Raw genomic sequence first — 24,614 nt, 5'->3', positions numbered from 1 at the left:
TTTTGATGAGGTCGGAATCAAATGCAAAGGCTAGGCGATTCGATTTTTCTTAGTGCTTCTGACTTAGTTGGACATCTTAACTGCCGGCACTTAACGAGCCTTGACTTAGCGGTGGCGAATGGCGAGCTAGAACGCCCCGCTATCTGGGATCCATTGCTGCAGATACTTTGGGAGCGTGGCGCGCGACATGAACAAGGCTTTGTCGAACACCTACGATCCCAAGGTCTATCCGTCACAATCATTGACGGTATCGGAGTTGATGATGAATCGGTTGAGCGCACAAGGAGCGCCATGTTCGCTGGGGATGAGATCATAGTACAAGGCGCGTTTCGCGCGAATGGTTGGGTGGGTCGCACGGATGTCCTCAGGCGAATAGAGGCCGAGAGCGATCTTGGAGCATGGTCTTATGAGGTGATCGATACCAAGCTCGCTCGTGAGACCAAAGGTGGAACTGTCTTGCAGCTATGCTTGTACGCCGATCTAGTCGGCACCATCCAAGGGGGTTGCCCGACGCATAGCTATGTAGTTGCCCCATGGTCCGGGTATGAGCCACAGATGTATCGAATGGACGATTACGCAGCGTACTTCCGACGAGTCAAAAGCAGCCTTGTAGCTGCTATCGAGCACGCGGGGGAGGTGATCTATCCTGAACCGAAGGAGCATTGCGACATCTGTCGTTGGCAGAGTCGTTGCGACCGGAAACGTCGAGAGGATGACCATCTCTCGCTTGTGGCCGGGATCACCAAAGTCCATATCGATGAGTTAAGACGGCACGGCATTGAAACCATGACGGATCTAGCAGCAATGCCGGTTCCGCTTCCATGGAGACCCTCGCGCGGGGCAGTACATTCGTACGAGCGGGTACGAGAGCAGGCGCGCATTCAGGTCGAGGGACGGGAAGCAGGGAGCGTGCTTCACGAACTTTTACCTGTGACGGAAGGATTCGGTTTAGCGAGCCTACCCGAACCCTCAGTCGGGGATATCTTCTTCGATCTGGAGGGCGATCCATTTGCTGGGGAAGGCGGCCTTGAGTACTTGTTTGGTTATACTTTTATTGATGGTAGCAATGGCATCGCTTACACGGCTGACTGGGCGCTATCTCGTGAGGAGGAAAAACTGAATTTCGAGCGTTTCATCGATTTCGTCGTCGCTCGACAGGAGCAATACCCGGATCTGCACATTTATCATTTCGCGCCCTACGAGCCGGCTGCTCTAAAACGGTTGATGGGGCGGCATGCAAGTCGTGAAGAAGAGATTGATGCTCTTCTGCGCTCCAAACGCTTTGTTGACCTTTACAGCGTGATACGAAATGGTCTGCGAGCGAGCGTGGAAAGTTACTCGATCAAAAAGCTTGAACCCTTATACGATTTCATCCGAGATACAGAGCTTTCAGAAGCAAACATGGCGCTTGCTAAGGTTCAAGCATGTCTTGAACTGGGAGATTTAGCATTCGTCAATGATGCTGATCGTTATGTTGTGACTGGATACAACCGAGATGACTGCGTATCTACATGGCGCCTTCGCGACTGGTTAGAAATACGGCGCACCAACTTGATCAATGTTGGCAATATCATTCCTCGACCGGAAGTATCTGAGAGCGTGCCAAGCGAGGCACTTGGTGAATGGCAAGAGACGATCAATGGGCTTATCGAACGGTTGACGGACGGGGTTCCTACTGATGCGGCAGAGCGCACGGCCGAGGAGCATGCTCGATGGATTCTGGCGCATTCGCTCGACTGGCATCGGCGAGAACAGAAGGCGCTTTGGTGGGAGTATTTCCGCCTTTCTGACCTTATGGCAGAAGATTTGCTCGACGAGCGAGCTGGACTTTCAGGTCTAACATTTGTGGGCGTGAATGGGGGAACAGCTAAGGCACCCATTCATCGCTACGGCTTCCCTCCTCAAGAAACGGAGATGCGCGGCAGTGAGGATTTGCACACTTTAGGAGGCAGGAAGCTAGGCAGCGTCGACGCAATTTCTCTGGATGAACGTTGGGTCGATATTAAGAAAAGAGGGGACAGTGCAAATATTCATCCTGAGGCAGTTTTTTCCCACACAGTTATTAACACTACTGTCCTCGCCAATGCGCTTGTTCGCATCGGCGAACATGTCGTTGCTCATGGGATGGAGGGAGGCGGACCCTTTCAGGCCGCTCGTGATCTTCTGATGCGTCTGCCCCCTCGTATAGACAATCAACCGATCCAGCATGAAGGTGAGCCTGCCCTAGATGCCGCACTCCGTGTTGCGGCACATATCGAAAGTGGGCTGCTTCCAATTCAAGGGCCGCCAGGTGCCGGCAAGACGCACACAGGCTCACGCATGATCTGTTCTCTCGTACAAGCCGGGAAGACTGTTGGAGTGACTGCCAATAGCCACAAGGTCATCCGCAACCTTCTCGATGGAGTTGTGAAGGCTTCTGAAGAAATGGGAATTGATGTTTGCTGCTTTCAAAAAACTTCGGAGATGGAGCCAGATCAGCAGCGATTGCGATTTGTAAAAAGCAATGCTGATTTGCTAAGCGCCATCGGCAGCAGAGCAAATGTGGCAGGAGGGACTGCTTGGCTGTGGGCGTCGCCTGATGCAGCGCACTCCGTAGAGGTGCTGTTTATTGATGAAGCGGCGCAAATGGCGCTTGCGAATGTAATTGCTGTATCACAAGCGGCGAATAGCGTTGTGTTGCTAGGCGATCCGCAACAACTCGATCAGCCGATGCAGGGTAGTCATCCAGAAGGCACTGATGTTTCAGCTCTGCATCATATTCTTGGTGAAGAGCAGACGATTGCGTCTGACCGAGGACTTTTTCTTGCGGAGACATGGCGTCTTCATCCGGACATCTGCTCCTATACGTCCGAACTATTCTACGAGGGGCGTCTTCATCCTCGGCCAGGATTGGAGGCTCAAGCAATTCGCTCACCCGGACGCCTCAATGGTTCAGGCCTCCGCTATGTGGCAGTCGTTTCTGAAGGCAATCAGAGTTCATCGCCGGAAGAGGCTGATTGCGTTCGAACGCTCGTGGAGGAAATCCTTGCATCAGGCACTACCTGGATCGACAGGCATGGTGTTGAGCGACTGATAACGCTTCAAGATATATTAATCATTGCTCCCTATAATGCGCAGGTGTTCGAGTTGCAGGACCGCATTTCGGGCGCTCGGATCGGAACTGTCGATAAATTCCAAGGACAGGAAGCGCCGATCGTCATTTACTCGATGACAACATCAAGCTACGTCGATGCACCGCGTGGAATGGAGTTTCTCTACAGCCTAAACCGACTGAATGTCGCTACATCACGTGCAAAATGTGTTTGTGTACTCGTTGCGTCGCCTACTTTGTTTGAGGCTCAATGCCGAACACCCCGCCAGATGCAACTCGCCAATGCTTTCTGTCGGTACGATGAACTTGCGATGAGAATATGAGAAGAAGAGCGTACTAACCCTGACTTCTGAGGGGCACACCGCGCAAGGTAATGGATACGGTGTAGTGGTCAAGTTATTTTGAACGCTGGCTTGGGTTTATCCGGCCAGTGATTCAGCCTCTGCTGATGTCCTATATTGTGGGCAAAAATCTTCGGGACAGATGTCATGTTGAAGGGCGGTGACGCTACGCAGGTAGCCACTACATCATTAAAGGTGAGCAATTCCGAGACGTATAGAATATTTGCGGGTAACGCCTCGTTGCCGATGATGATGCGGTACTCTCATATCTCACCTGACCATTTGCAGGACGTCATTCAGTTCGGTCCGACACTACAATAAGCTAAACTCCAATTGTCAGGGAGCGAAAATGAGGAAAACGGTAGATATCAGCAAAGTTGCCAGGATTGAGTATCACGGTAGTTCTGGAATTACTCAGAATTCCATCGACGCCATCGTGAATATCATCAACTCTGGCGGCCAGATCAAGTCAGCCTGGATTTTATCTTGGTTCGATGGAAGCATTGGTGAGCATAGTTTTTTACTAAGAATATTCCCTGCGCGACAGGTGCTTATAAAGACAGGCTTCACGTCGGGGTATTCAGGAGAGGGGCCGAGTGGGCTTTCCACCGCTCTGAAGATCCTACAACTGCATAGCGTAGAGATTGAAGAGTACGACATCGATCGAGCGGTGAAGCAACGGATTGAGGCTGGATGCCTGCTTTCATCTGATTTGGAAAGACTGGAAAAATCTTGTCCTATTCGTCCAACTAGATTCTACGACTACATCCTACGACAACCAAATTTGCCGCGAGAAACTGACGTCCGTGATGTTCAGCAATGCTTTCCTGCTGCTATCAATTTAGGGCTTCTCGACGAGAGACTTGTAGAGTTGGCGATCAGCCTCCTTGAGAGTCCGGACTCAGCGATTAATACCGCCTTTCGTCGATTAGAAGACATTGTCAGAGATAGAGTAGGCATTTACGACAAGAGTGGCACTCATCTGTTCAAGAAAGCTTTTGAGGGCGACAAGTCCCTGCTCCACTGGAACGATCTGGACGGCGGCGAGCAGGCAGGAAAAGCGGGACTGTTCGTGGCGGTTTTTCTTGCCTACCGTAATCCCCGGGCTCACCGTGAAATCCTCTGCAATCCCAAGGAAGCCGTGCGCGAGTTCATGCTGATCAACCAGCTCTATCTCTTGGAAGCATCGGCGGTGGAGCGGATCACCAACGTCGTCTCCTCTGAATGAGGAGCGGAGTAAGCGCTGGTTATGAATCGCCCCAGGTTTCGTAGACACCTCTTTGCCTGAAACTGACCGTCTTGGCGAAGGGCCGTCGGTGCTGTCCGAGCGATGTGGTCGATTCCATTGGCAGCCCTACTGGCGCGTGTCTAAACTTCAAAGTGCTATCATCGCCGCGTCCAAGTGTCATAGATTAGAAAAAGCGAGCGTTGTAGATGGCAAGGATGATTCCGGAGCATGGACCACACCACACTGAAAGCTACGGTGAGCGTCACCTGTACTCAGTCCTCAAATCCCAGCTACCTGACGAATACACCGTAATCCATAGCCTGCCATGGTTGTGCTCCGCAGTAAGCAAGCTCGACAAACGAGCGAGGCCGACAGGAGAGATTGATTTTCTGATAGTCCATCCAGAAGATGGGGTCTTAGCCCTTGAGGTTAAGAGTGGTGTTTATCGAATCGAGAATTCTTTCTTTGTACATGTCCGCAATGGCTACAAGATAGACCCGCTCAGTCAAACCAAAAAAAATGTCCATGGATTCGCGTCGTGGCTTGGTGCTGACCCGGCACTAGGCCTGAAAATCGGATACGGGTTTATTTTTCCTGATTCGGATTTTGATCGATCTAATATCCCAGGAATGTACGATACCCAATCCAATCCGCCTCAGTCGCTCTATATAGATTTTGAGGCGTACCCTGACGTCGCTCAGAAAATCATAGACCTCATGAAGTATTGGAAGAGAGCACTTCGAAATTCTGATTTGGGTCCTTCCAGAACCCAAGAGCTGATCGACTACCTTGCGCCAAAAATTGATGGTCAGCCTCGGTGGGCGAGTCGAATTCGCTATGACAATAAAGTTTGGCTTCAGTTAACAAGCGAGCAAAGTTTGGTCGTCCGTTCTGTGCTGAGGAACAAGGACTCACTGATCACGGGCTGGCCAGGTACTGGGAAAACCTTGATAGCTATCGAGGCTGCGAGGAAACTCTCGGTGGAGGGCAAGCGGGTATTGGTCCTCTCATTCAATGCACGGCTCACTGAGCATATTCGTGCGCAGCTTGAAGGCTATCGAACCTGCACAGTGATGACTTGGCACGGTCTCTGCCGTCAAGCAGCAAATGCGCTGAATCATTTATCGGTGGGGGAGGAGTGGTATAAGGTCAAGTGTTTAGAAGATCTCGATATCGCTATTAACAAGGGATTACTAGGAGAGTATGACGCCCTTGTCGTAGATGAATCGCAAGCCTTAGCAGAATCTTGGTGCAAGACGCTTGTAAGTTGGTTTGATGGGAAGCCAAAAGCATTTTTCTGCGACGAAACTCAAGTATTCAAATTCGAGCGCAACGGCGTGACCTTAGACGGCTTGACGGAGATTTTAGGAGTAGCTGCTTTTCCGCTTTCGATCATCTTACGCATGCCGAAAGCAGTTACCGAAATTCTTTCAGAGGTAGTTCCTCCCAAAATCCAGTTGTCCTCACCACGAGTAGCTGAACCGGAAACTGCGCTTGAAATCATCACGTTGACCCCCTGTGAGGAGCTTCTACGTATTAAGTCTGAACTAGTCGCGGGTGGCGTTGGTTCAGAGAATATCGTCGTTTTGACAGGGTCGATAATTGATAGGCAGTATTTTGATTTTTTGAAAGCTGAGAAACTAGCTACTGAAAATATAGCGAAATTTCGTGGTTTAGAAGCTGCCGTTGTTATTGTTTTGGGCGCTGAAGCATTAGATACAGCCGAACTTTTCAGCGCCTACTCCCGCGCAACGACGAAGTTTGTAGCTATTTACAATGCTCATAATCGTCAGTGGAAAGGCCGTCTGGATTTTCAATCGCGGTTGCAGGGGAAGCCTGAAAGTGCAGCGATTTTGAAAAAAGCCCAAGTCCCGCTTCGCATTAGGAATATGGTGGCGCGTTGCACTTCTATTAGACCCTTGGGCATGAAGAGCTTGGATGTAATGTGGGCTGAGGATTGGGGGGCGATGCTGGTTGAATTTAAAGCGAACGAAACTCAACTCGTACTATGGGTTAATTATCTGTCCCGAACTATCTCTCATCCTATATTTATATGGTATGGAGATACGCTCACTAAATTTTACATGGTTGTGCCCGAGTTAAATGGAGAGATTGAATCGTGTGGTCATTATTCTCTGGCTATGGAAGAGTGCAAGGCATGCGGTTCCCTTACTCCGCACAGTGATACTGCGAAAATCAAGTGTGCACTTTGCTATACGGTGGAGAGCAGGTTGTTGCCGCCCGATCAAGATATCATCGACCAAATTTCTTTGTATGATGCAGTGATCACCTCGAGGCTGCCGACACATCAGACTCTACAGTTGCGACCCCATCTTCCTTTAGAGGTGGCAGCAGTAGCAGCACTGATGCGCGCGAATAAAAATAAAGTTCGAAGCAATATCCTCTTGGTCCAATTACCTTCCGGACGAAACCTGTATACGACCGCGTTCGTGTTTGCACAATCCAGGATCGCAGTCTGCTTGCCTAAAACAACTATGTCGGTAGATGTTCTCGCGGATGAGATTTACTATCGCTACAGGGAATTGGAGCAGATTTCGCTAGCAGAGTGGCGTTCAATTGTTGCGAGCGCCTTCGCCACTTTCAAGCAGAAAGGTTATGTGGTCAGAATTGGTAAAAAGCTATATCAGCCCGTGGAAGATGTAGATGCACCAGTACCTAAGCGGTATGCCAATGATTAATGAGGATATGCGCAGATGGTGGCTGATAGAGAATTTAGTACTGCTCCCAGGGGTAGGTGAGGGGAGTTATGGTCGTTCGGAGTCAATGTCAGAGGTCCTAGACCGCATGCCTAGCGACTCCTGTGTTGGGGGGCTCTGTTATCTCGGCTAATCGAGGTAGCCGTCCATGAGCTTCGACGTTTTTGCGCTCTTTAGCCATTGACTCATTAGCGCGTGAGGCTCGGTTAATTGATAGGGGGCTTCAAACGTTCCCCGGACTATAGGTGAGTTCAAATCAGTGCCAGTCGTGGCGAGCGAGGTGTCACGGTCGAGCACCTGGAATCGGACATTGCCTTCGACCTGAGGAAGTTTGGGTTTGGGTTTGCGTTGCAGTTGTTTTTCCGATTTGACCCCAGTGGGCCACGGCCAAGCCGAGGAGAGGGATGCCGGGTTTGCAGCAAGCTTTGGCGACGGCGACGTCGGAAACACCAATGTCGTGGGCCAACTTGACCATGGGCATTTGCCATACTTTTTCGAACAGTTCCGCAACGGTGACGCTTACGAATGCGTACATGCAGTCTTTCACTGATGGTGATTTTAGCCATAAAACGGACTACCCCTACTTTTCCCCCCACAAAAATGCCGGCTCTTGATGGACGTTCCTGGACTTTCGTAGAGCAGAACACCGCTGGAGCTCAAGTTAATACTGGCTTAGAAAAATCCAGAGTAAAATTTTGGAAGCTTTCAAGAAGTATGAAAAAGGAGATGGGGTGCTAGGGGTCGAGTGTTCGAATCACTCCGTCCCGACCATTATTCCTGAGTAAAATCAGACACTTAAGCCGATCATTTAGATCGGCTTTTTTGTGCCTGCGCAAAGCTCGCGCAAAAAAAGGTCGCTGGATGAAAAGTTTGGATCACTTGATAGACAAGCGGGATCCGGCGCTGCCCATCATTGAAAAAATGCTGGGGGAAGCCGTACTCAACTATCAGTTACTCCCTCCCTCCGCCGAAAATGACAGAGTTCTTTCAGGTCTTCAGCTCACGACTAAATCGGCTTTAGGTGCGATCGCCTTCGAAACGGGTGGGCTGTTGATTGATCACGGCTGGTTACGTGTGCTCGGCTCCGGGCATCTGCAATTACCGCGAAATCTTCTGGATTGGAATGGCGGCCGTGCTGATGCTTATATGTTGGTCGCCGACGATGCCGCTGGAGGTTTTTTTGCTCTCAATGGCGGTGGTTTGGGTGAAGAAGTTGGGGCGATGTATTACTGGGCGCCTGACACGCTGTTGTGGGAGCCATTGCACATTGCTTACACCGACTTTCTGGGTTGGGCGTTGAGCGATCGGCTCGCGACCTTCTACGACGGTTTGCGCTGGAACGGCTGGATTCGCGACCTGCAGGCGCTGGAAGCCAATCAGTGCTTTTCGTTTTTCCCGTTTCTCTGGGCTCGGGAAGGCTCAGTCGAAGAGAGTCGCCGTACGGCGATTGATGTCAGCGAACAGTTCGAAATGAATGTCGAGTTGGCACGCCAGCTCGGCAAAGGTTCTGCGCAGTTACTCTGATGTCGGGTTGATACTCTCCCTGCCAGGGCTGAAGATGCTCGCTCAAATACACGAATGTTGCAGGCTACATCTTTTCCGTCATTGGTTCATAAGAAAATGGATAAGTTATCTCGCTTGAACTCGCTTTTGATTCAGCACAATGCAGTCGTTTCTCTGAATATCGAAATTCAAGACTTCAAGTACAACCTGGCCTTGACGATGTCGTCGCTCGATGACGCAGCAGAAAGCGCCATCACCATAAATTTTCAGGATGTCAGTGCGCTTGATCTAAGTGGCTTTGGCGGCGGATTGACTCAATTCATGGAGCTCGTCGTTACCCGAATCGATCGTGGGCTCGACAGAATCAGATATGAATTAAGAGACGTAGAGGACGGAAAAATTTCCTTCTACTTCTTTACCTTCAGCGAGCCGAGCCATGTGCAGCAGTATTGCGGGGTTTGATAGACCGTACTGTCAGTGCGCTCGCCTCTGAAGCGCCACTAAATATTGGCGATCGGGTGCCGATACTCAGTCATCTAAATTCCGATCGAGCGAAGGCGCATGGACATCAGCAATACCAGCAGTGAATATCAAAAGCCGAAAAATCTTGCCGGGCTGGGCCGTCGCTGGGGTGGGCAGATCATCGATACGTTGATCACCTACTTTTTGATCCTCTTCGTAGGACGGCTGGCGGAGTTTATTGGTTTGCCGCCAAATGTGGTGGCTGTCCTGGCTCTTGGTACGGGTGTGGCGTATTACCTGTTTTCCGACGCAATGCCCAACGGGCAAAGCCTGGGTAAAAAGCTGCTGGGGATGTCGGTGATTGATGAGCGTAGCTACTTGAACTGCAATCTGTATCAATCGTTCATACGCAATATCACAACGCCGTTTCTGAACATCCTCGACTGGATTTTCATTTTCTTTGGCTCGCGCAAACGCCTGGGCGACATGCTTGCGTCAACAATTGTGATTCGTGTCAGGTGAGTCAAGTGGGCGACGGCAGTCGCCCAAGTGTTAAGGTTTCGAATCTTGCTGAATATCCTCCGAGTCACTGGAGGTTGCGGCGTCCTTCTGCGTTTCTTGCGGTTCGGCGCCGGAGTTTGAGCCTGACGCTTCTTCGCCTTTTTTATTGGCTTTTTCCTCGTTGGACTCTGAGCTTTGCGCCTGATTTGTGCCGGAGGAGGCTGTCGGTGTTGCTGCCGAGCTGGTCTGCGTGAAGAGCGAGCCAGTCAACAGCAGGCTTGCAAGCGTCAGGGTTGCAATCGACTTGTTCATGATCTGAGTCTTCCGCGCGATGTGGGTAACTCTTTGGAGGCATGAACAGGCCTAAGGTGCTGGCCGTTGGACGAGCGGTAAAGTCACAGATACCCGGCCCAATGTGAAAGTAGAAGGATTTCTACCAAGCCGACCACAAACATGACCGCGACAAAGCGGCGCGAAAACACACGATTACTGCGCCGCCTTGATCTGAAGTCATCGTAAGCGACGAGTGCTGCCAGGAAATCAAAAAGCTCGCTCAAGTTGTAGTGGCTCTCATGGGGCATTATTTTTCGGGTGGCCGGCAATGAATGTCGAGCTTATGAGTGCATCTGCTTTCGTGCAAGCTGTGTGCCTCAGTCGAGGGCGCTATGTTTTGCGGCCTTGCAAGTCGGCCCATTCAATCCCGAAGCGGCTCAGGTATTTTCTCAAGCGATCTGCATCATTCGGCTGCGCCTTGGCCTGGCGCGATACGCCGAACAGTCTGCGTCCGGCATCCGACAGTCTGTCCGCTTGCCGACATACGTCAATTACCGCTTTCAATTGCAGTCGATCAAACAGGTCGAGGCTAGCGGCGTCTCCCGGGAGGTCATCCGACACGCCGTCCGCTTGCGCCAGCCCCCACGCATAACGCAGTCGATCAATTTCTTCCTGCACTTGCGCCTCATCAATTCGTCCGCTGTCCGCCAGCGTGGCCATCCGGGTAATCGACGCTGACAGTTCGCGAAAGTTGCCCAGCCATGCCGCTTCGCGAGAGCTGGCGAAGGCGAGGTAGCGCCGCCGCGCTTCGAGGTTGAAGCGCACCAGTTGGCCGTGATCGCGAGCGTGACGTTCGAGCTCGAAATCGATGTTGGGCTCGATGTCTTCGCGGCGGCCGGCCAGGCCGGGCAAATCAAATGTCCAGAGGTTGATGCGTGCGTACAGATCCTCGCGGAACAGGCCTTCGGCAACGCGGCTGCGCAGATCGCGGTGAGTGCCGGCGATGATCAGGAAGTCGCTGTCGACCTCCTTGTCGGAGCCAAGCGGAAAGAAGCGCTTTTCTTCGATAGCCTTGAGCAGCATCGCCTGTTCGTCCGCGCCCAGCTCACCGATTTCATCGAGAAACAACATGCCGCCGTCCGCTGCCCGTAGCAGGCCGTCGCGGGCGTTCTGCGCTCCGGTGAATGCGCCTTTGACGTGACCGAACAGAGCCGACATCGCACCGTCGCCCCGCAGGGTGGCGCAGTTCACCTCAACAAACCGGCCCTGCATTTGATGGCGGCTGCGTTTGAGTTCATAGATGCGTCGGGCGAGAAACGATTTGCCGGCGCCGGTCGGGCCGATCAGCAGCATGGGCGCCTTGGAGCGCACGGCCACGCGTTCAATCTGTTCGATGGAGCGGTTGAACGCCGCGTTACGGGTGGCGATGCCGGACTTCAAGAACTCCAGGCCCTCGAGGCGTTTGTTGGCGAAACGCGAGGCAATGCGGTCATAACGCGACAGGTCGAGGTCGATCAGCGCGTGAGTGCCGGTGGCTTGTTCATCTTCGCTTTTGCGTCGGGCGGGGGAGGTCTGGATCAGGCGCGCCGGCAGATAGCGTGCTTCGGTCAGCAGGAACCAGCAAATCTGCGCGACGTGGGTGCCGGTGGTGATGTGAACCAGATAGTCCTCGTGCTCGGTATCGAAGCTGTAGGCCGTCGTGAAGTCATGCAGCGCGCCGTAGACCTCTTCGAAATCCCACGGATTGCGCAGTGACATGGGGTGCAGGTGTACCTCGGTTTCCGGCGAGATCTGCTGGATATCGGTGCGAACCCGTTCAGCGAGGCTGATGTCGCGCGCGTCGATACCGTGAATCAGTTCCAGACGATGGATCAACACGTCCGGTTGCTGGCACAGGCCAACGCTCGGTCGCCAGTGGCTCCAGCGATTGGCGCCTTTGCCAACGCGGTCCAGGGTGGCGCCGATAAAACCGATGGCGACGGTGCGTTTGTTGGGCATGGCTATCTCAAAAGATAAATGACGATATCAAATGATAGGTTTCTCACACTGGGTTTGTCTTCGGTTCAGCTCAAAGAAATCGATAAAGAATAAAAAAACTATATAAATCAATAAGATAAAAAATAAATTTTGCGCCTCTCAAAAGCTGGCACAGCCGCTGCAATACCTATCGCAACGAACAGGACAACACAGCGAGACGCCAAGATGGCCAACTTCAAACTCTTCAACACGCAATCGAAACAGCTGCCAGCCTGCGACACGTTGAATGCCTCCGGTGCCTCGGCATATGCCTACACGCCGAAGCATCAACTGGCTCAACTGGCGGTCACCGGTTGCCTGAACCAGACGTTTTACGCCAGCGCTGAAAGCCAGCTGGATCAAGTATTGAAGCTGGTGGCTGAACTCGACAGCCGTTTCGTGGCGAAGGCTGCTGTCTACGCTCGCCAAAAGGGCCACATGAAAGACATGCCGGCATTGCTGCTCGCGGCGTTAACGGCGAACCGTTCGACGTTGGTACCTGAGGTGTTTGAACAAGTGATCGACAGCGGCAAGATGTTGCGTAACTACGTGCAGATCCTGCGCAGTGGCGCCACCGGGCGCAAATCCCTTGGTTCGCAACCCAAACGTCTGGTGCAGAACTGGCTGAACGGCGCGACCGAACGTCAACTGCTACAAGCGTCGATTGGCAACCAGCCATCGCTGGCGGACGTGGTGAAGATGGTTCACCCCAAGCCGGCTGAGGCCTGGCGCGAAGCGTTCTTCGCCTGGCTGATCGGCAAACCGGTGGATGTGCAGGCATTGCCCGAGTTGACCCGTGATTTGCTGGCATTTCGCAGCGGTGCGAGTCGCGAAGTCCCCGCGGTACCGTTTCAACTGCTCGGCAACGAAACCCTGAGCAAAGAGCAATGGGCTGCGCAGGCCTGCAACATGGGCTGGCAGGGGTTGCGCATCAACCTCAACACCCTGGCGCGGCATGGCGCGTTCGAGGTTCCGGGTTGCGTCGATTACGTGGCAGCGCGACTTGCAGATCCGCAAGAAGTGGCCAAGGCGCGGGTTTATCCATACCAGTTGCTGGCGGCCTATCGGATGGTTGGCGATAACGTACCGCTGCAGATCCGCGAGGCGTTGCAGGATGCACTTGAGTTGTCGTTGGCCAACGTGCCGAAGCTGGAGGGCGCGGTGGTGGTTTGCCCGGACGTATCGGGTTCAATGGGCAGCCCGGCGACCGGTTATCGTCAGGGGGCAACCACCGCAGTGCGTTGCATTGATGTGGCGGCACTGGTCGCGGCAGCGGTGTTGCGCAAACAGCCGGCGGCGCGGGTGATGCCGTTCGAAGTGAAGGTGGTGGATATCAAGCTCAACCCACGGGACAGCGTGATCAGCAATGCGGAGAAACTGGCCGCGGCCTTTGGCGGCGGCACCAACTGCTCGGCGCCATTGAAGAAACTGGCGGACAGCAAGGCCAGGGTCGATACGTTGATTCTGGTATCGGACAACGAGTCCTGGATCGACACGCGGCGCCATGGAGCAAGCGAGACCATTCGCCAATGGGAACGAATCAAGCAGATCAACCCGCAGGCGCGGCTGGTGTGCATCGATATCCAGCCGGGTTATGCAACGCAGGCAGCCGACCGCGACGACATTCTGAATGTCGGCGGTTTCAGCGATGCGGTGTTCGATGTGGTCGAGCAGTTCACCAGCGGTCGTTACGGTGCCCAGCACTGGGTCGAAGCGATCGAGAACATGCAATGAATTGATTTGTCACAGGCGCTGAATGCCGGTGGGACTACATCCAAGACGTCTCATCAAACCCTTGTCAGCGTGTGTGACGGCACGAATGCCTGATGGCTGTACATCTGAGGCCGGTTAACCCCGGTGCGCGGCAACGCGCAACAGTCATCAACTTTTGTCGTGCCACCTTATTGAAAAAGAGGGCAGCGAATGCAACAGGTACTCCATCGGAACGCGGGTTCGAATCCCGCCCCGGCAACGGAGGCTCGACTGGCAGAGCCACAGTGTCTGTTTTTTTGTCGCTGCACATGACGGAACAACGCCGAATCATCGGCCAACGAATAAAGAATAGAGAAATGAAAGCACACACTTACCAACTGCTCGAAGTCGCCAACGGCAAGCCGATCAAACTCTGGACCGAAGGCGTCCCGGTGGAAAACGAGGCCCGCGAGCAGTTGATGAACACGGCAAAGATGCCATTCATCTTCAAGCATCTGGCGGTGATGCCGGATGTGCATCTGGGCAAGGGCTCGACCATTGGCAGCGTGATTCCGACGGTGGGCGCGATCATCCCTGCAGCCGTCGGTGTGGACATCGGTTGCGGCATGATCGCCGCACGCACGTCGCTGACCGCAGCCGACTTGCCGGACAACCTGCAAGGTCTGCGCAGCGCCATCGAGCAAGCGGTGCCCCATGGCCGCAGTTCGAACCGTTCTCGGCGCGACAAGGGCGCATGGGACGAGATTCCGCAGCAAGCCGATCAGGCTTGGGCGGGGCTTCAGCCACGTTTCAAACTGATCACCGACAAGTACCCGAAACTGGCCAATACCAACAACCGCGGGCATCTGGGCACGCTTGGCAGTGGCAACCACTTCATCGAAGTGTGCCTGGACGAAGCCAACCGGGTCTGGTTCATGTTGCACAGTGGTTCTCGCGGTGTCGGCAATGCCATTGGCAACCTGTTCATTCAGATGGCTCAGGCGGATATGCGGCAACACATCGCCAACTTGCCGGATCGTGACCTGGCGTACTTCGAAGAAGGCAGCCAGCACTTCGATGATTACGTGGAAGCGGTGAGCTGGGCGCAGGACTTCGCCAGACAGAACCGCGAATTGATGATGCGCGCGGTGATTCATGCCACGCGCCAGATCATTCGCAAGCCGTTCGAGGTGGCGCTGGAAGCGGTCAACTGCCACCACAACTATGTGCAGAAAGAGCGGCATTTCGGCGAAGAAATCCTGGTCACCCGCAAAGGCGCGGTGTCGGCGAAGAAAGGTGAACTCGGGATCATTCCGGGTTCGATGGGCGCCAAGAGTTTCATTGTGCGCGGCCTGGGCAACGAAGAGTCGTTCAGCTCCTGCAGCCACGGCGCCGGCCGCACCATGAGCCGAACGAAGGCAAAGAATACATTCACCGTCGAAGACCAGATCCGCGCCACGGCGCATGTCGAGTGCCGCAAGGACGAAGCGGTGATCGACGAAATTCCGATGGCCTACAAGGACATCGACAAAGTCATGCACGCCCAGCGCGAGTTGGTGGAAGTGCTGCACACCCTGCGGCAAGTGGTGTGCGTCAAAGGATAAAAGGATCAGCAGTCATGGAATTTGCAGAACGCCACCCGCTGTGCGCCACGATGCGTGCGCGGGTACTGGAAGAGTTGGCGCGTATAGAGCGTGAGCGCAATGTCACGGTGTTGTACGCCTGTGAGTCCGGCAGTCGGGCCTGGGGCTTTGCCTCGACCGACAGCGACTACGACGTACGGTTCGTGTACGTGGAAAAACCGCAGTGGTTCGTTCAGGTCGACACGCCGCGCGCGGTGATCGAGCGGCCATTGGACGATGAGCTGGACGTCAGCGGCTGGGAACTGCGCAAGACCCTCGGGTTGTTGCGCAAGTCCAATCCGACGTTGCTGGAGTGGCTCGACTCGCCATTGGTGTACCGCAGCGAAAGCGCACAGGTTGCGCAACTGCGTGAGCTGGCCGAAGCGTTCTACAGCCCGCCGGCAGCCCGCAACCACTATCTGTCGATGGCGAAAAACAACTTTCGCCAGTACCTGCAAGGCGACAGCGTACGGTTCAAGAAGTACTTCTACGTGCTGCGGCCGTTGCTGGCGGTGCGCTGGATCGATCAGGGGCGTGGGCGTCCACCGATGACCTTCGCCGACCTGCTGACCACGGTCGACGACCGCGCACTGCTGGCTGAAGTCGACGAACTGCTGGCAGTTAAACGCAATGCCGACGAGCGCGCCTACGGCCCGCGTCGTCCGGCGCTGCACAGGTTCATCACTGCCGAACTCGAACGCGATGTGCCCACATTACTCAGAACTCAGGAGGACTCGCGACGACTGGATGACTACCTCAGGGACATCGTCGGGTTGTATGCGTAAGGATTGAAATGGAACCGCAAGTGATTGAACTGGACGGCGCGATTGGCGGCGGTCAGGTGTTGCGCACCGCGCTGAGCCTGTCGATGGTGACGGGCCAGGCGTTTCGCATTAAACAGATTCGTGCCCGCCGCAGTCGGCCGGGATTGTTACGCCAGCATTTGACGGCAGTGATGGCGGCCGCCGAAGTCTGCGGCGCACGGATCGCGGGAGCGGAACTGGGCTCGCAGGAGTTGCGCTTCGAGCCGGGAGCGATTCGTTCGGGTGATTACCGGTTTGCGATCGGCACGGCCGGTAGTTGCACGTTGGTGTTGCAGACATTGCTGCCGGCGCTGTTGCAGGCGCCGGGCACAAGTCGCGTACGGATCAGCGGCGGTACGCATAATCCGTTGGCGCCGCCTGTCGATTTCCTTACGCGCAGCTGGTTGCCGTTGATGCGGCGCATGGGTGCCGGCATTGAGCTGGATCTGCTGCGTCACGGCTTTGTCCCGGCCGGTGGCGGTGAGATCGACGTCACGGTGCAGCCGTCGCAACTGACGCCGCTGGACCTGTGTGAGCGTGGGGCGCTGCTGTCGCAGCAAGCATTGGCGCTGACGGCCGGTCTCGCACCGAGCGTCGCCGAGCGTGAACTGAATCAGGTGGCGAAACGCATGCGCTGGGCAGCGGAAACTTTGCATCCGATCACGCTCGACCCGGCGCGTGGCCCCGGTAACGTGCTGTTACTGGAGTACGTGTTCGAGCAGGTCACCGAAGTCTTCAGTGCCTTTGGCCAGGTGTTGTTACGGGCGGAGAAGGTCGCTGATAGCGCAATCAATCAAGCGACAGACTGGTTACGCAGTGACGCTGCGGTGGCGGAACACCTCGCCGACCAGTTGCTGCTGCCGATGGCGCTGGCCGGTGGCGGATCATTCACTACCCCAAGAATGACCGAGCATCTGCACAGCAACATCGCGGTGATCGAGCGCTTCTTGCCGGTCACTATCGAATGCTCGGAAGCGGGCCCCGAGCGTCTGCGGGTTGAGGTCCGCAACGGTCGCTGACCGCGTCGCAAGCCCGGATCAATCTCGCGAATGCGGCAATTTGCTGGCCCCCAGGCTTGGGCTTCCCCGGCAAAATCGCCTTTTTTCAAAAGGTTAGGTTGGCTATATGCGGACGATTGTCATAACCGTTGCAACGCTTTCCCTGGCTGCTTTCGCTTCGGCCATTGAAGCGAGGGAGTTGAGCAAGAGTCACCGGTTCGCCTGTACCTGGGGCTCGGACATCGCCGCCGGGGCGCAGCAGTCGAAGCTCTCGGGGATCTCGTTGTATGGCGCGCGCAAGCAGTTGCAGGTGCGCAAGTTCCAGCAACCGTGGATGCGCATGACGGCAATGGGGATTACCGAGCAGACCTACAACAGCACGTCGAAGCTCAAGCCGGCAGCGGTCAAGCAGACCTATTACGAACAATGCGTGCGGCATGAGCTGGCCCAACGATAAATCAAAAAGCCCAACCTGAAGAGGTTGGGCTTTTTCATGCCTGACGAAATGTCGACGTCACTTGTCAGTCTCGCAATTGACCATCCACGACACACCAAAGCGATCGACCAGCATGCCGAACCGGGCGGCCCAGAACGTGGTTTCCAGCGGCATATCGACGCGACCGTCCTTGGCCAGTGCATTAAACACCCGCTCGGCTTCGGCAATGCTGTCGACGTTGAGTGAAATCGAGCAACCACTCATGCCCCCGGTCGGGCGATCAGGTGTGGTGTCCGAGGCCATGATCATCTGATCGCCAACCTTCAGGCAGGTATGGATGACCAGGTTGTGGTGCTCTTTCGGTACGTGTTCGGCGGCGGGTGTTTCGCCGAAGGTCATGATTGCTTCGAGTTTTCCTTGCAGCGCTTGCTCATAAAAGGTGAAGGCTTCACGGCAGTTGCCGTTGAAGATCAGGTAGGGATTGATTCGCATGGTGGCGTTCCTGGCAGTAGGCGCGGAGAGAGGCGATGTTCGCCAGGTTCCGCGAAAGGCGGTTAAACCATAGCAAAGCATTGGACGTCGCAACGGCCAGAGTTTTTCCAGATGTTTTTCTTCTGAAAACGCCGCGCTTCAGCACGGATAAAACCTGCGGAGTACCATGACACCCTGTACGACCTATCGAGCTTGTTCTGCCATGCCTTTGATTTCCCGCTTCAACGCCCTGTTCGATCAGGCCCGGCGCGCCTTGCTGTTGGTCTGGGCGACTTCACGCGGGTTGTTTTTGGGGTTGGTGCTGGCGACCCTGATTGCCGGCGTTCTGCCGGCGCTGGCCGCATGGCTGGGTCAGCGCATTGTCGATGCGGTGGTGACGGCGATGCAGTTGCACGCGCAAAAGGGCGATGCACCGCTGTGGCCGGTGTTGCGTTATGTGCTGATGGAGGCGGGCGTGCTGGCGTTGTTGTCCGGTACGCAACGGGCGCTCTCGGTGCAGCAGTCGTTGTTGCGGGTGCAGTTGGGGCAGAAGGTCAACACGCTGATTCTGGAAAAGGCGCAGACCCTGTCGCTGGTGCAGTTCGAGAACTCCGAGTTCTACGACAAGCTGGTGCGCGTGCGCCGCGAAGCCTCGACCCGGCCGCTGGCGTTGGTGATGAAGTCGCTGGGGCTGATCCAGAACCTGATCATGCTGATCAGCTTCGGTGTGCTGCTGATGCATTTTTCGCCGTGGGCACTGCTGTTGCTGGTGATCGGCGCGTTGCCGGTGTTCTTTGCCGAGGCGCATTTCTCCGGCGACGCTTTCCGCTTGTTCACCCGCCGTGCCCCGGAGAGTCGGCAGCAAAATTACATCGAAACCTTGCTGTCCCATGAGGCCTATATCAAAGAGGTCAAGCTGTTCGGCTTTGCGCCGTTGCTGTTGCAGCGTTATCGGGACACCTTTGCCAAGCTCTACGCCGAGGATCGGCGCCTGACATTGCGTCGTGATGGCTGGGGTTTCGGTCTCGGCTTGCTCGGCACCGGGGCGTTCTATCTGGCTTATGCCTGGGTGGTGATCGATGCCGTGCACGGCAATATCAGTCTTGGTCAGATGACCATGTATCTGGTGTTGTTCAAGCAGGGGCAGAGTGCGGTCAGCAGCAGTCTGAGCGCGATCAGTGGCCTGTACGAAGACGGTCTGTATCTGTCCAACTTGTATGAATATCTGGCCGAACCGGTGCTCGCCGATTGCGGCCATCTCACCGTCGGCGCGCAACCGGGCGATGGCCTGCGCTTTGAAAACGTCGGTTTTCGGTATCCGGGCGCCCACCGTGCGGCGCTGGAAGGCATTGACCTGCACCTGGTGCCGGGCAAGAGTGTGGCGCTGGTGGGAGAGAACGGCTCAGGCAAAACCACGCTGATCAAATTGCTGACGCGCCTGTATCGGCCCGATCAGGGGCGCATTCTGCTCGATGGCAGTGATTTGCAGGATTGGGAAGAGAACACCTTGCGGCGGCGTATCGGGGTGATTTTTCAGGACTACATTCGCTACCAGTTCACCGTGGGCGAAAACATCGGCGTGGGCGATACCTCGGCGTTCAACGATGAATCGCGCTGGCAGGCCGCAGCGGCCGAAGGCATGGCCGCGCCGTTCATTGAAAACCTCGACCGTGGCTATGCAACGCAACTAGGCCGATGGTTCGCCGGCGGTCAGGAGTTGTCCGGTGGGCAATGGCAGAAGATTGCCTTGTCCCGGGCGTACATGCGCCGCGATGCCGACATCCTGATTCTCGACGAACCGACCTCGGCGCTGGATCCGGCAGCGGAAGCGGCAGTGTTCGAGCATTTCAGCCAGCACACCGAAGGGCGCATGACCCTGCTGATCTCCCACCGCTTTTCCAGTGTGCGCAACGCCGATCAGATCATGGTGCTGGAGGCTGGACGGATACTGGAGCAGGGCGATCACGATAGCCTGATCGCCGCCAACGGACACTACGCCAGACTGTTCGATCTGCAGGCGCGCGGCTATCGCTAGGAGTTCTGCGCGCTGCGCACCAGTGCGGGGCCGGCCACGCGCGGCGCGGGTTTGGACTGCATCAGCGCATCGAGCGCCTTGCGATAATTCTGCCCGCCCAGCGCCATGCTGTTGTTATGGGTGGCACCCGGCACCAGCAGCAATCGTTTCGGTTGTTGAGCGGCGTTGAACAGTTGCTCGCTGAAACGTGGCGGCACGAATGCGTCGGCCATGCCGTGTACCACCAGCAATGGCATGTGAATCTCGGCGATCTTGTCGATGGAGTCGAATTTCTGTGACAGCAACCAGCGCACTGGTAGCGAGGTGTTGGCCACGGCGGCAGCCACGTCGGCGAGGGAGGTGAAGGTCGATTCGATCACCAGACCTTTGACCGGCAGCGGTGACTTGTCCCGTGCGGCGCCCTGGCCGAGTTCGGCCGCCAGATCAATGGCCACGGCGCCGCCCAGAGAGTGACCGTAGATCAGGCGCTTGCTCGGGTCGGGCTGCAGCAGTTTGAAGCGTTCCCATGCCACACGGGCATCTTCGTATACGCTGCTTTCCGAAGGCAGATCGCCCTTGCTCTGGCCGAAACCACGGTAGTCGATGGCCAATACCGAGTAGCCGGCCGCGCGCAACTGCTCAATGCGGAACAGCTGTCCGGTGAGGTTCCAGCGCACGCCATGCAGATAGAGAATCGCCGGAGCGTTCGGTCGTTCTGCGGGCCACCACCAGGCATGAATATTCTGCCCGGCCTTGAAGCTCTTGGGCTGCAAGTCGAGTTCCTGCACGCTGCCCGGCAAGCCGTGATACCAGCCGGCCGTGCCCGGTTCGATGCGAAACAGCAGTTTGCGCTCGGTGTGTTCGAGCACCGCACAACTCGTCGGCACGCCAATGATCAGCGCAGCCATGCAGGCGAACGCCAGACGGCGACGACGCAAACGGGTCATGAAGGACAGGAACATTAAACGGTTCACCACAGCGCAGACAAAGAAGGCTTTTTACCAGAAGGCTCGGTCTGCGCGTGACTTTTTCGACCACCGTCTACTCGCAACGATTACAAAATGCTGCGGCTCAGCCCACGCGCAGAACGATTTTGCCAATGTGGTCGCCACCTTCCATGCGCGCATGCGCCTGGGCCGCATCGTTCAGCGAATAAACCTTGTCGATGATCGGCAGGCAGCGTCCGGCGGCCAGCGCCGGCCACACGTGTTCGCGCAGTTGCTCGGCAATTTCGGCCTTTTCCTCAGCGGTTCGTGCACGCAGCAATGAGCCAGTGATCACCGCACGCTTGGCCATGATCGCCAGCAGGTCGATGTCGTTGGCCTTGCCGCCACCGAGAAAGCCCAGCATCACCAGCCGGCCATCCATCGCCAGCGCGCTGACATTACCGTTGAGGTACGAAGCGCCCATGATGTCGAGAATCGCGTTAACGCCTTGGCCTGCAGTTTTTTCGGCGATGACTGTGGCGAAATCCTGCTCGCGATAATTGATCGGCTGCCCACCCAGTTTGCTGATCGCCGCGCATTTATCGGCGCTGCCGGCGGTGGCAAAGGCTTCGATGCCGAATTCGCGGCACAGCATCAGTGCGGTGGTGCCGATGCCGCTGCTGCCGCCGTGGATCAGCACGCGCCGACCACGCTGGGCGTCGCCGAGACCGAACAGGTTAGCCCACACGGTAAAGAAGGTTTCCGGGATAGCGGCGGCCTGCACCCAATCCAGTCCATCGGGGATCGGCAGGGTTTGTCCGGCCGGGACGTTGCAGTATTCGGCGTAACCGCCACCGTTGGTCAGCGCGCAGACCTTGTCCCCCACGGCAAACTGACTGACACCGGCACCCAGCGCCACCACTTCGCCGGCCACTTCCAGACCGGGGATCGGGTTCATGCCCGGCTTCATCGGGTATTTGCCGGCGCGTTGCAGGGCGTCGGGGCGGTTGATCCCGGCGGCATGCACGCGGATCAGCACTTCGCCGGCTGCAGCGACCGGCAACGGCACGCGTTTGGCTTGCAGAACATCGGGGCCACCGGGTTGAGTGATTTCGATCCGGGTCATTTCGTTGGGCAAAGTCATGTCGATTCCTGTTGCTTGAGGTTCTGAAGATGGGAGCGCAGCCCGCGGGCAATGATTCCCTTCAATTTTCACAGACACGTTGTTCAGTCGCTGAGGGCAGCCATTTCAGGGCGTGCTCCAACAAAATCGCCACGACAATCGCCCCTGCGGCGATCACGAAGAGCATTGCGTGCTGACCGCCCGTGGCATTGAACAGCGCCGAAAAGGCAAATCCGGCCAGCGCCTGAAACGTGGCAAACGATACGGTGGCGCGGCTCCAGGCGATTTGCTGGCGATGGTGATCCGGCACCAGTTCATGCACGCGGGCCAAGGCCAGCGGGACGATGCCGGGCGGGAATGAACCGATGATCACTGCCAGCACGGCCAACGCCATGAAAGAGTCGGAAACCGCCAGCAATCCCAGCGCAATCGCCTGGACCACCAATACCAGCCGAATGCCCATCCGCGCGCCAAGCCGGTCCGCGAGAAAGCCGTAACTTACCGGGCCGACAATTGCGCCCAGGCCATACATCACCCAAACCAGTGCACCAATCTGCGCCCCGGCACCGAGCCCGCGAGCCACGTAATCCACCAGAAACACCATGGCCGGCACCAGACCTGCGGCCATGAATGCGTATTGGCCGAACAGCAAATAGACGGCGGAGGGCGTTGGCTCAACCGCAGCGCCTGTGGGAGTGGCGGTCGGGTGTGGTAGATCAGCAGGCCAGCCAAACCAGCTTATTGCGGTCAGCAACAACGACAATCCGCCCAGCCCCAGCCAGGTGGCGTGCAGGCCCATATTCAGCAAGGGCGGGACGATGGTTCCGGAGGCGGCGATGCCCAGGCCGATACCGAGAAAAATCGCACCGCTGGCCAGCCCTTTGCGGGATGCCGGCACGTGGGGCAGAACAGTCGCCGCCACCAGCACCATAATTGCGCCGCCGGTAACCCCCGACAACAACCGCCAGCCAAAGAACCAGCTCACCGACAATGGAAATGCACAGGCAAAAAACGCTGCGGTGACCAGCAGCATCATCAGTCGCAGGGCGTTTTTATTGCCCAGTTGCCGCGCTATCGGCCGGCCGAGCAGGGCGCCGATCAGATAGCCGACCAGATTGGCTGCGCCGAGGTAGACCACGTCGTTGGCAGAAAACCACTGCGCCTGAATCAGCGAGGGAATAAGCGGTGTGTAGGCAAAACGCGCCAGACCAATGCCGACCAGGCTGGCGCAGAGTCCCGAGAAAATCGGTAACGCTGAGGTGGATGTACGCATGACAGCATTCCTGAGGAAGGTCTATGGCGCTCAGGATATCGGCTATCTTTGCTGCGGTAATGCAGCGATTTGGCTTTATAGTGATGCAAATTCGCATCGGTTGGGGGCAGCATGAACTGGGATGATGCGCGGGTATTTCTCGCGGTATGCAGAGAGTCGACCTTACGCGGCGCAGCGCGGGTTTTGGGGGTGGATCAGGCGACTGTCGGGCGACGGATCACGGCGCTGGAAAAGTCCCTGAGCGCGACCTTGTTCCTGCGCACCTCCGACGGCTACGCATTGACCGCAGTCGGCGAGGCCGCGCTCAAAAGCGTGGAAAAAATGGAGCATTCGGCGCTGGAACTTGAGCGGCAGATTCAGGGCCTGGATGATCGTCTGACCGGCACCGTACGCGTCAGCACCACCGACTCACTGGCCATCGACTTTCTGATTCCGGCCATTAGTCGCCTGCACGCGCTGCACCCGGACGTGCGTGTGCAACTGGACGCCTCCACGCAGATTCTTAGCCTGGCCAAGCGCGAGGCGGACATCGCTGTGCGCAATACCCGGCCTGACAATCCCGATCTGATCGCGCGGCGGATTGCACGCTGGCCCGTGGGATTGTTCGCTTCACAGGCGTATATCGACGCCCATGGCATCCCGCCGCCGGGTACGGCGTTCGAAGGCCATGACCTGGTGGTCTACCAGCCGTATTTGCAGACGCACAAGGACATGACGCTGGTTTGCGAGCCGCTGCATCGCGGACGGATTGTCGCCAGCCTGAGTTCAAGTCTGTTGGTACGCCGCTCGATTGCGGCTGGCCTGGGCGTAGGAGAAATTCCGGTGTACATGGGCGAGCGCGATGGCCTGGTCAGGCTTTGGCCTGAGCGCAATCGCCCGCAACCGTATGAGGTGTGGCTGGTGACCCACTCGGACTTGCGCCACACCGCACGGGTCAGGGCGGTGATTGAGCAGATTGTCGAGGCGTTTGCACTGGAGAATGAGTGACGGCTCAAAGCGTTTTGGACAAGCTACAGCGTCTGACGAAACGCCCTACATCCACAGCAGAATCTGCCGGCTTGTGGGCTTGGAGCGCCAGTCCTAAGGTTGATGCAACTCGCAGCGCCAGGAAATCGGTGCGCCAG

19 protein-coding genes are annotated in these 24,614 nt (G+C 56.3%); 13 read left to right on the top strand and 6 right to left on the bottom strand.

Annotation, left to right across the window (positions count from 1 at the left end):
- Nucleotides 1–21: 21 nt before the first annotated feature.
- From V3W27_RS15855 to V3W27_RS15830, 6 genes are all read left to right on the top strand, one after another.
- Nucleotides 22–3,414: a TM0106 family RecB-like putative nuclease gene (locus tag V3W27_RS15855; protein WP_330207030.1), complete on the top strand. Its 3,393-nt coding sequence runs from the start codon at nt 22–24 to the stop codon at nt 3,412–3,414.
- Nucleotides 3,415–3,781: 367 nt separating this feature from the next.
- Nucleotides 3,782–4,660, top strand: a complete 879-nt coding sequence (locus V3W27_RS15850; protein ID WP_330207029.1) for a TIGR02391 family protein — start codon at nt 3,782–3,784, stop codon at nt 4,658–4,660.
- Between the two features lie 206 nt (nt 4,661–4,866).
- On the top strand, nt 4,867–7,359 hold the full coding sequence (locus V3W27_RS15845; RefSeq protein WP_330207028.1) for a nuclease-related domain-containing DEAD/DEAH box helicase: 2,493 nt from the start codon (nt 4,867–4,869) through the stop codon (nt 7,357–7,359).
- Between the two features lie 879 nt (nt 7,360–8,238).
- Nucleotides 8,239–8,901, top strand: a complete 663-nt coding sequence (locus tag V3W27_RS15840; protein WP_330207027.1) for a DUF2625 family protein — start codon at nt 8,239–8,241, stop codon at nt 8,899–8,901.
- Between the two features lie 96 nt (nt 8,902–8,997).
- Nucleotides 8,998–9,342, top strand: a complete 345-nt coding sequence (locus V3W27_RS15835; protein WP_150369119.1) for a hypothetical protein — start codon at nt 8,998–9,000, stop codon at nt 9,340–9,342.
- A 99-nt stretch (nt 9,343–9,441) separates the two neighbouring features.
- Nucleotides 9,442–9,864: an RDD family protein gene (locus tag V3W27_RS15830; RefSeq protein ID WP_097088693.1), complete on the top strand. Its 423-nt coding sequence runs from the start codon at nt 9,442–9,444 to the stop codon at nt 9,862–9,864.
- 30 nt (nt 9,865–9,894) lie between these two features.
- Here V3W27_RS15830 and V3W27_RS15825 read toward each other — a convergent pair whose 3' ends face one another.
- The gene (locus tag V3W27_RS15825) at nt 9,895–10,155 is read right to left on the bottom strand and encodes a hypothetical protein (protein ID WP_027611570.1); all 261 of its coding nucleotides are present in this window, start codon (nt 10,153–10,155) and stop codon (nt 9,895–9,897) included.
- Nucleotides 10,156–10,506: 351 nt separating this feature from the next.
- A complete protein-coding gene (gene rtcR / locus V3W27_RS15820; protein WP_330207026.1) occupies nt 10,507–12,114 on the bottom strand; it encodes an RNA repair transcriptional activator RtcR in 1,608 nt (535 codons plus the stop codon).
- 204 nt (nt 12,115–12,318) lie between these two features.
- On the opposite strand from rtcR, the gene V3W27_RS15815 reads away from it, so the two are divergent.
- From V3W27_RS15815 to V3W27_RS15795, 5 genes are all read left to right on the top strand, one after another.
- Nucleotides 12,319–13,866, top strand: a complete 1,548-nt coding sequence (locus tag V3W27_RS15815) for an RNA-binding protein (protein WP_330207025.1) — start codon at nt 12,319–12,321, stop codon at nt 13,864–13,866.
- A 335-nt stretch (nt 13,867–14,201) separates the two neighbouring features.
- A complete protein-coding gene (locus V3W27_RS15810; RefSeq protein WP_330207024.1) occupies nt 14,202–15,428 on the top strand; it encodes an RtcB family protein in 1,227 nt (408 codons plus the stop codon).
- A 14-nt stretch (nt 15,429–15,442) separates the two neighbouring features.
- Nucleotides 15,443–16,231, top strand: a complete 789-nt coding sequence (locus V3W27_RS15805) for a nucleotidyltransferase domain-containing protein (protein ID WP_330207023.1) — start codon at nt 15,443–15,445, stop codon at nt 16,229–16,231.
- 8 nt (nt 16,232–16,239) lie between these two features.
- Nucleotides 16,240–17,268 (top strand): RNA 3'-terminal phosphate cyclase, encoded by a 1,029-nt coding sequence (rtcA, locus tag V3W27_RS15800; RefSeq protein ID WP_330207022.1) that lies wholly within the window; start codon nt 16,240–16,242, stop codon nt 17,266–17,268.
- 106 nt (nt 17,269–17,374) lie between these two features.
- The gene (locus tag V3W27_RS15795) at nt 17,375–17,704 is read left to right on the top strand and encodes a hypothetical protein (protein ID WP_007961262.1); all 330 of its coding nucleotides are present in this window, start codon (nt 17,375–17,377) and stop codon (nt 17,702–17,704) included.
- Nucleotides 17,705–17,761: 57 nt separating this feature from the next.
- Here V3W27_RS15795 and V3W27_RS15790 read toward each other — a convergent pair whose 3' ends face one another.
- A complete protein-coding gene (locus tag V3W27_RS15790; protein WP_103367630.1) occupies nt 17,762–18,175 on the bottom strand; it encodes a VOC family protein in 414 nt (137 codons plus the stop codon).
- Between the two features lie 202 nt (nt 18,176–18,377).
- Between V3W27_RS15790 and V3W27_RS15785 the strand changes: the two genes are divergently transcribed.
- Nucleotides 18,378–20,189: an ABC transporter ATP-binding protein gene (locus V3W27_RS15785; RefSeq protein WP_330207021.1), complete on the top strand. Its 1,812-nt coding sequence runs from the start codon at nt 18,378–18,380 to the stop codon at nt 20,187–20,189.
- Here the strand turns inward: V3W27_RS15785 and V3W27_RS15780 are convergent.
- The 3 genes from V3W27_RS15780 to V3W27_RS15770 form a co-directional block, all read right to left on the bottom strand.
- Nucleotides 20,186–21,130 (bottom strand): alpha/beta hydrolase, encoded by a 945-nt coding sequence (locus tag V3W27_RS15780; RefSeq protein WP_330207020.1) that lies wholly within the window; start codon nt 21,128–21,130, stop codon nt 20,186–20,188. The genes V3W27_RS15785 and V3W27_RS15780 overlap by 4 nt on opposite strands.
- Nucleotides 21,131–21,239: 109 nt before the next feature.
- On the bottom strand, nt 21,240–22,238 hold the full coding sequence (locus tag V3W27_RS15775) for an NAD(P)H-quinone oxidoreductase (RefSeq protein ID WP_330207019.1): 999 nt from the start codon (nt 22,236–22,238) through the stop codon (nt 21,240–21,242).
- 61 nt (nt 22,239–22,299) lie between these two features.
- Nucleotides 22,300–23,490 (bottom strand): YbfB/YjiJ family MFS transporter, encoded by a 1,191-nt coding sequence (locus V3W27_RS15770; RefSeq protein ID WP_330207018.1) that lies wholly within the window; start codon nt 23,488–23,490, stop codon nt 22,300–22,302.
- A gap of 111 nt (nt 23,491–23,601) precedes the next feature.
- Here V3W27_RS15770 and V3W27_RS15765 point away from each other — a divergent pair, with 111 nt between their 5' ends.
- Nucleotides 23,602–24,477: a LysR family transcriptional regulator gene (locus V3W27_RS15765; protein WP_330207017.1), complete on the top strand. Its 876-nt coding sequence runs from the start codon at nt 23,602–23,604 to the stop codon at nt 24,475–24,477.
- The last annotated feature ends 137 nt before the right edge of the window (nt 24,478–24,614 follow it).

The sequence above is a fragment of the Pseudomonas sp. AM14(2022) genome, from assembly GCF_036346455.1.
Classification (GTDB): Bacteria; Pseudomonadota; Gammaproteobacteria; order Pseudomonadales; family Pseudomonadaceae; genus Aquipseudomonas; species Aquipseudomonas putida_A.
This window is presented reverse-complemented; position numbering and strand designations above follow the sequence as displayed.

What these genes read in the sequence shown, in the direction of transcription:
- V3W27_RS15855 (WP_330207030.1), top strand. Translation starts at nt 22, where the DNA reads ATGCAAAGGCTAGGCGATTCGATTTTTCTTAGTGCTTCTGACTTAGTT.
- V3W27_RS15850 (WP_330207029.1), top strand. Translation starts at nt 3,782, where the DNA reads ATGAGGAAAACGGTAGATATCAGCAAAGTTGCCAGGATTGAGTATCAC.
- V3W27_RS15845 (WP_330207028.1), top strand. Translation starts at nt 4,867, where the DNA reads ATGGCAAGGATGATTCCGGAGCATGGACCACACCACACTGAAAGCTAC.
- V3W27_RS15840 (WP_330207027.1), top strand. Translation starts at nt 8,239, where the DNA reads ATGAAAAGTTTGGATCACTTGATAGACAAGCGGGATCCGGCGCTGCCC.
- V3W27_RS15835 (WP_150369119.1), top strand. Translation starts at nt 8,998, where the DNA reads ATGGATAAGTTATCTCGCTTGAACTCGCTTTTGATTCAGCACAATGCA.
- V3W27_RS15830 (WP_097088693.1), top strand. Translation starts at nt 9,442, where the DNA reads ATGGACATCAGCAATACCAGCAGTGAATATCAAAAGCCGAAAAATCTT.
- V3W27_RS15825 (WP_027611570.1), bottom strand. Translation starts at nt 10,155, where the DNA reads ATGAACAAGTCGATTGCAACCCTGACGCTTGCAAGCCTGCTGTTGACT.
- rtcR (WP_330207026.1), bottom strand. Translation starts at nt 12,114, where the DNA reads ATGCCCAACAAACGCACCGTCGCCATCGGTTTTATCGGCGCCACCCTG.
- V3W27_RS15815 (WP_330207025.1), top strand. Translation starts at nt 12,319, where the DNA reads ATGGCCAACTTCAAACTCTTCAACACGCAATCGAAACAGCTGCCAGCC.
- V3W27_RS15810 (WP_330207024.1), top strand. Translation starts at nt 14,202, where the DNA reads ATGAAAGCACACACTTACCAACTGCTCGAAGTCGCCAACGGCAAGCCG.
- V3W27_RS15805 (WP_330207023.1), top strand. Translation starts at nt 15,443, where the DNA reads ATGGAATTTGCAGAACGCCACCCGCTGTGCGCCACGATGCGTGCGCGG.
- rtcA (WP_330207022.1), top strand. Translation starts at nt 16,240, where the DNA reads ATGGAACCGCAAGTGATTGAACTGGACGGCGCGATTGGCGGCGGTCAG.
- V3W27_RS15795 (WP_007961262.1), top strand. Translation starts at nt 17,375, where the DNA reads ATGCGGACGATTGTCATAACCGTTGCAACGCTTTCCCTGGCTGCTTTC.
- V3W27_RS15790 (WP_103367630.1), bottom strand. Translation starts at nt 18,175, where the DNA reads ATGCGAATCAATCCCTACCTGATCTTCAACGGCAACTGCCGTGAAGCC.
- V3W27_RS15785 (WP_330207021.1), top strand. Translation starts at nt 18,378, where the DNA reads ATGCCTTTGATTTCCCGCTTCAACGCCCTGTTCGATCAGGCCCGGCGC.
- V3W27_RS15780 (WP_330207020.1), bottom strand. Translation starts at nt 21,130, where the DNA reads ATGTTCCTGTCCTTCATGACCCGTTTGCGTCGTCGCCGTCTGGCGTTC.
- V3W27_RS15775 (WP_330207019.1), bottom strand. Translation starts at nt 22,238, where the DNA reads ATGACTTTGCCCAACGAAATGACCCGGATCGAAATCACTCAACCCGGT.
- V3W27_RS15770 (WP_330207018.1), bottom strand. Translation starts at nt 23,490, where the DNA reads ATGCGTACATCCACCTCAGCGTTACCGATTTTCTCGGGACTCTGCGCC.
- V3W27_RS15765 (WP_330207017.1), top strand. Translation starts at nt 23,602, where the DNA reads ATGAACTGGGATGATGCGCGGGTATTTCTCGCGGTATGCAGAGAGTCG.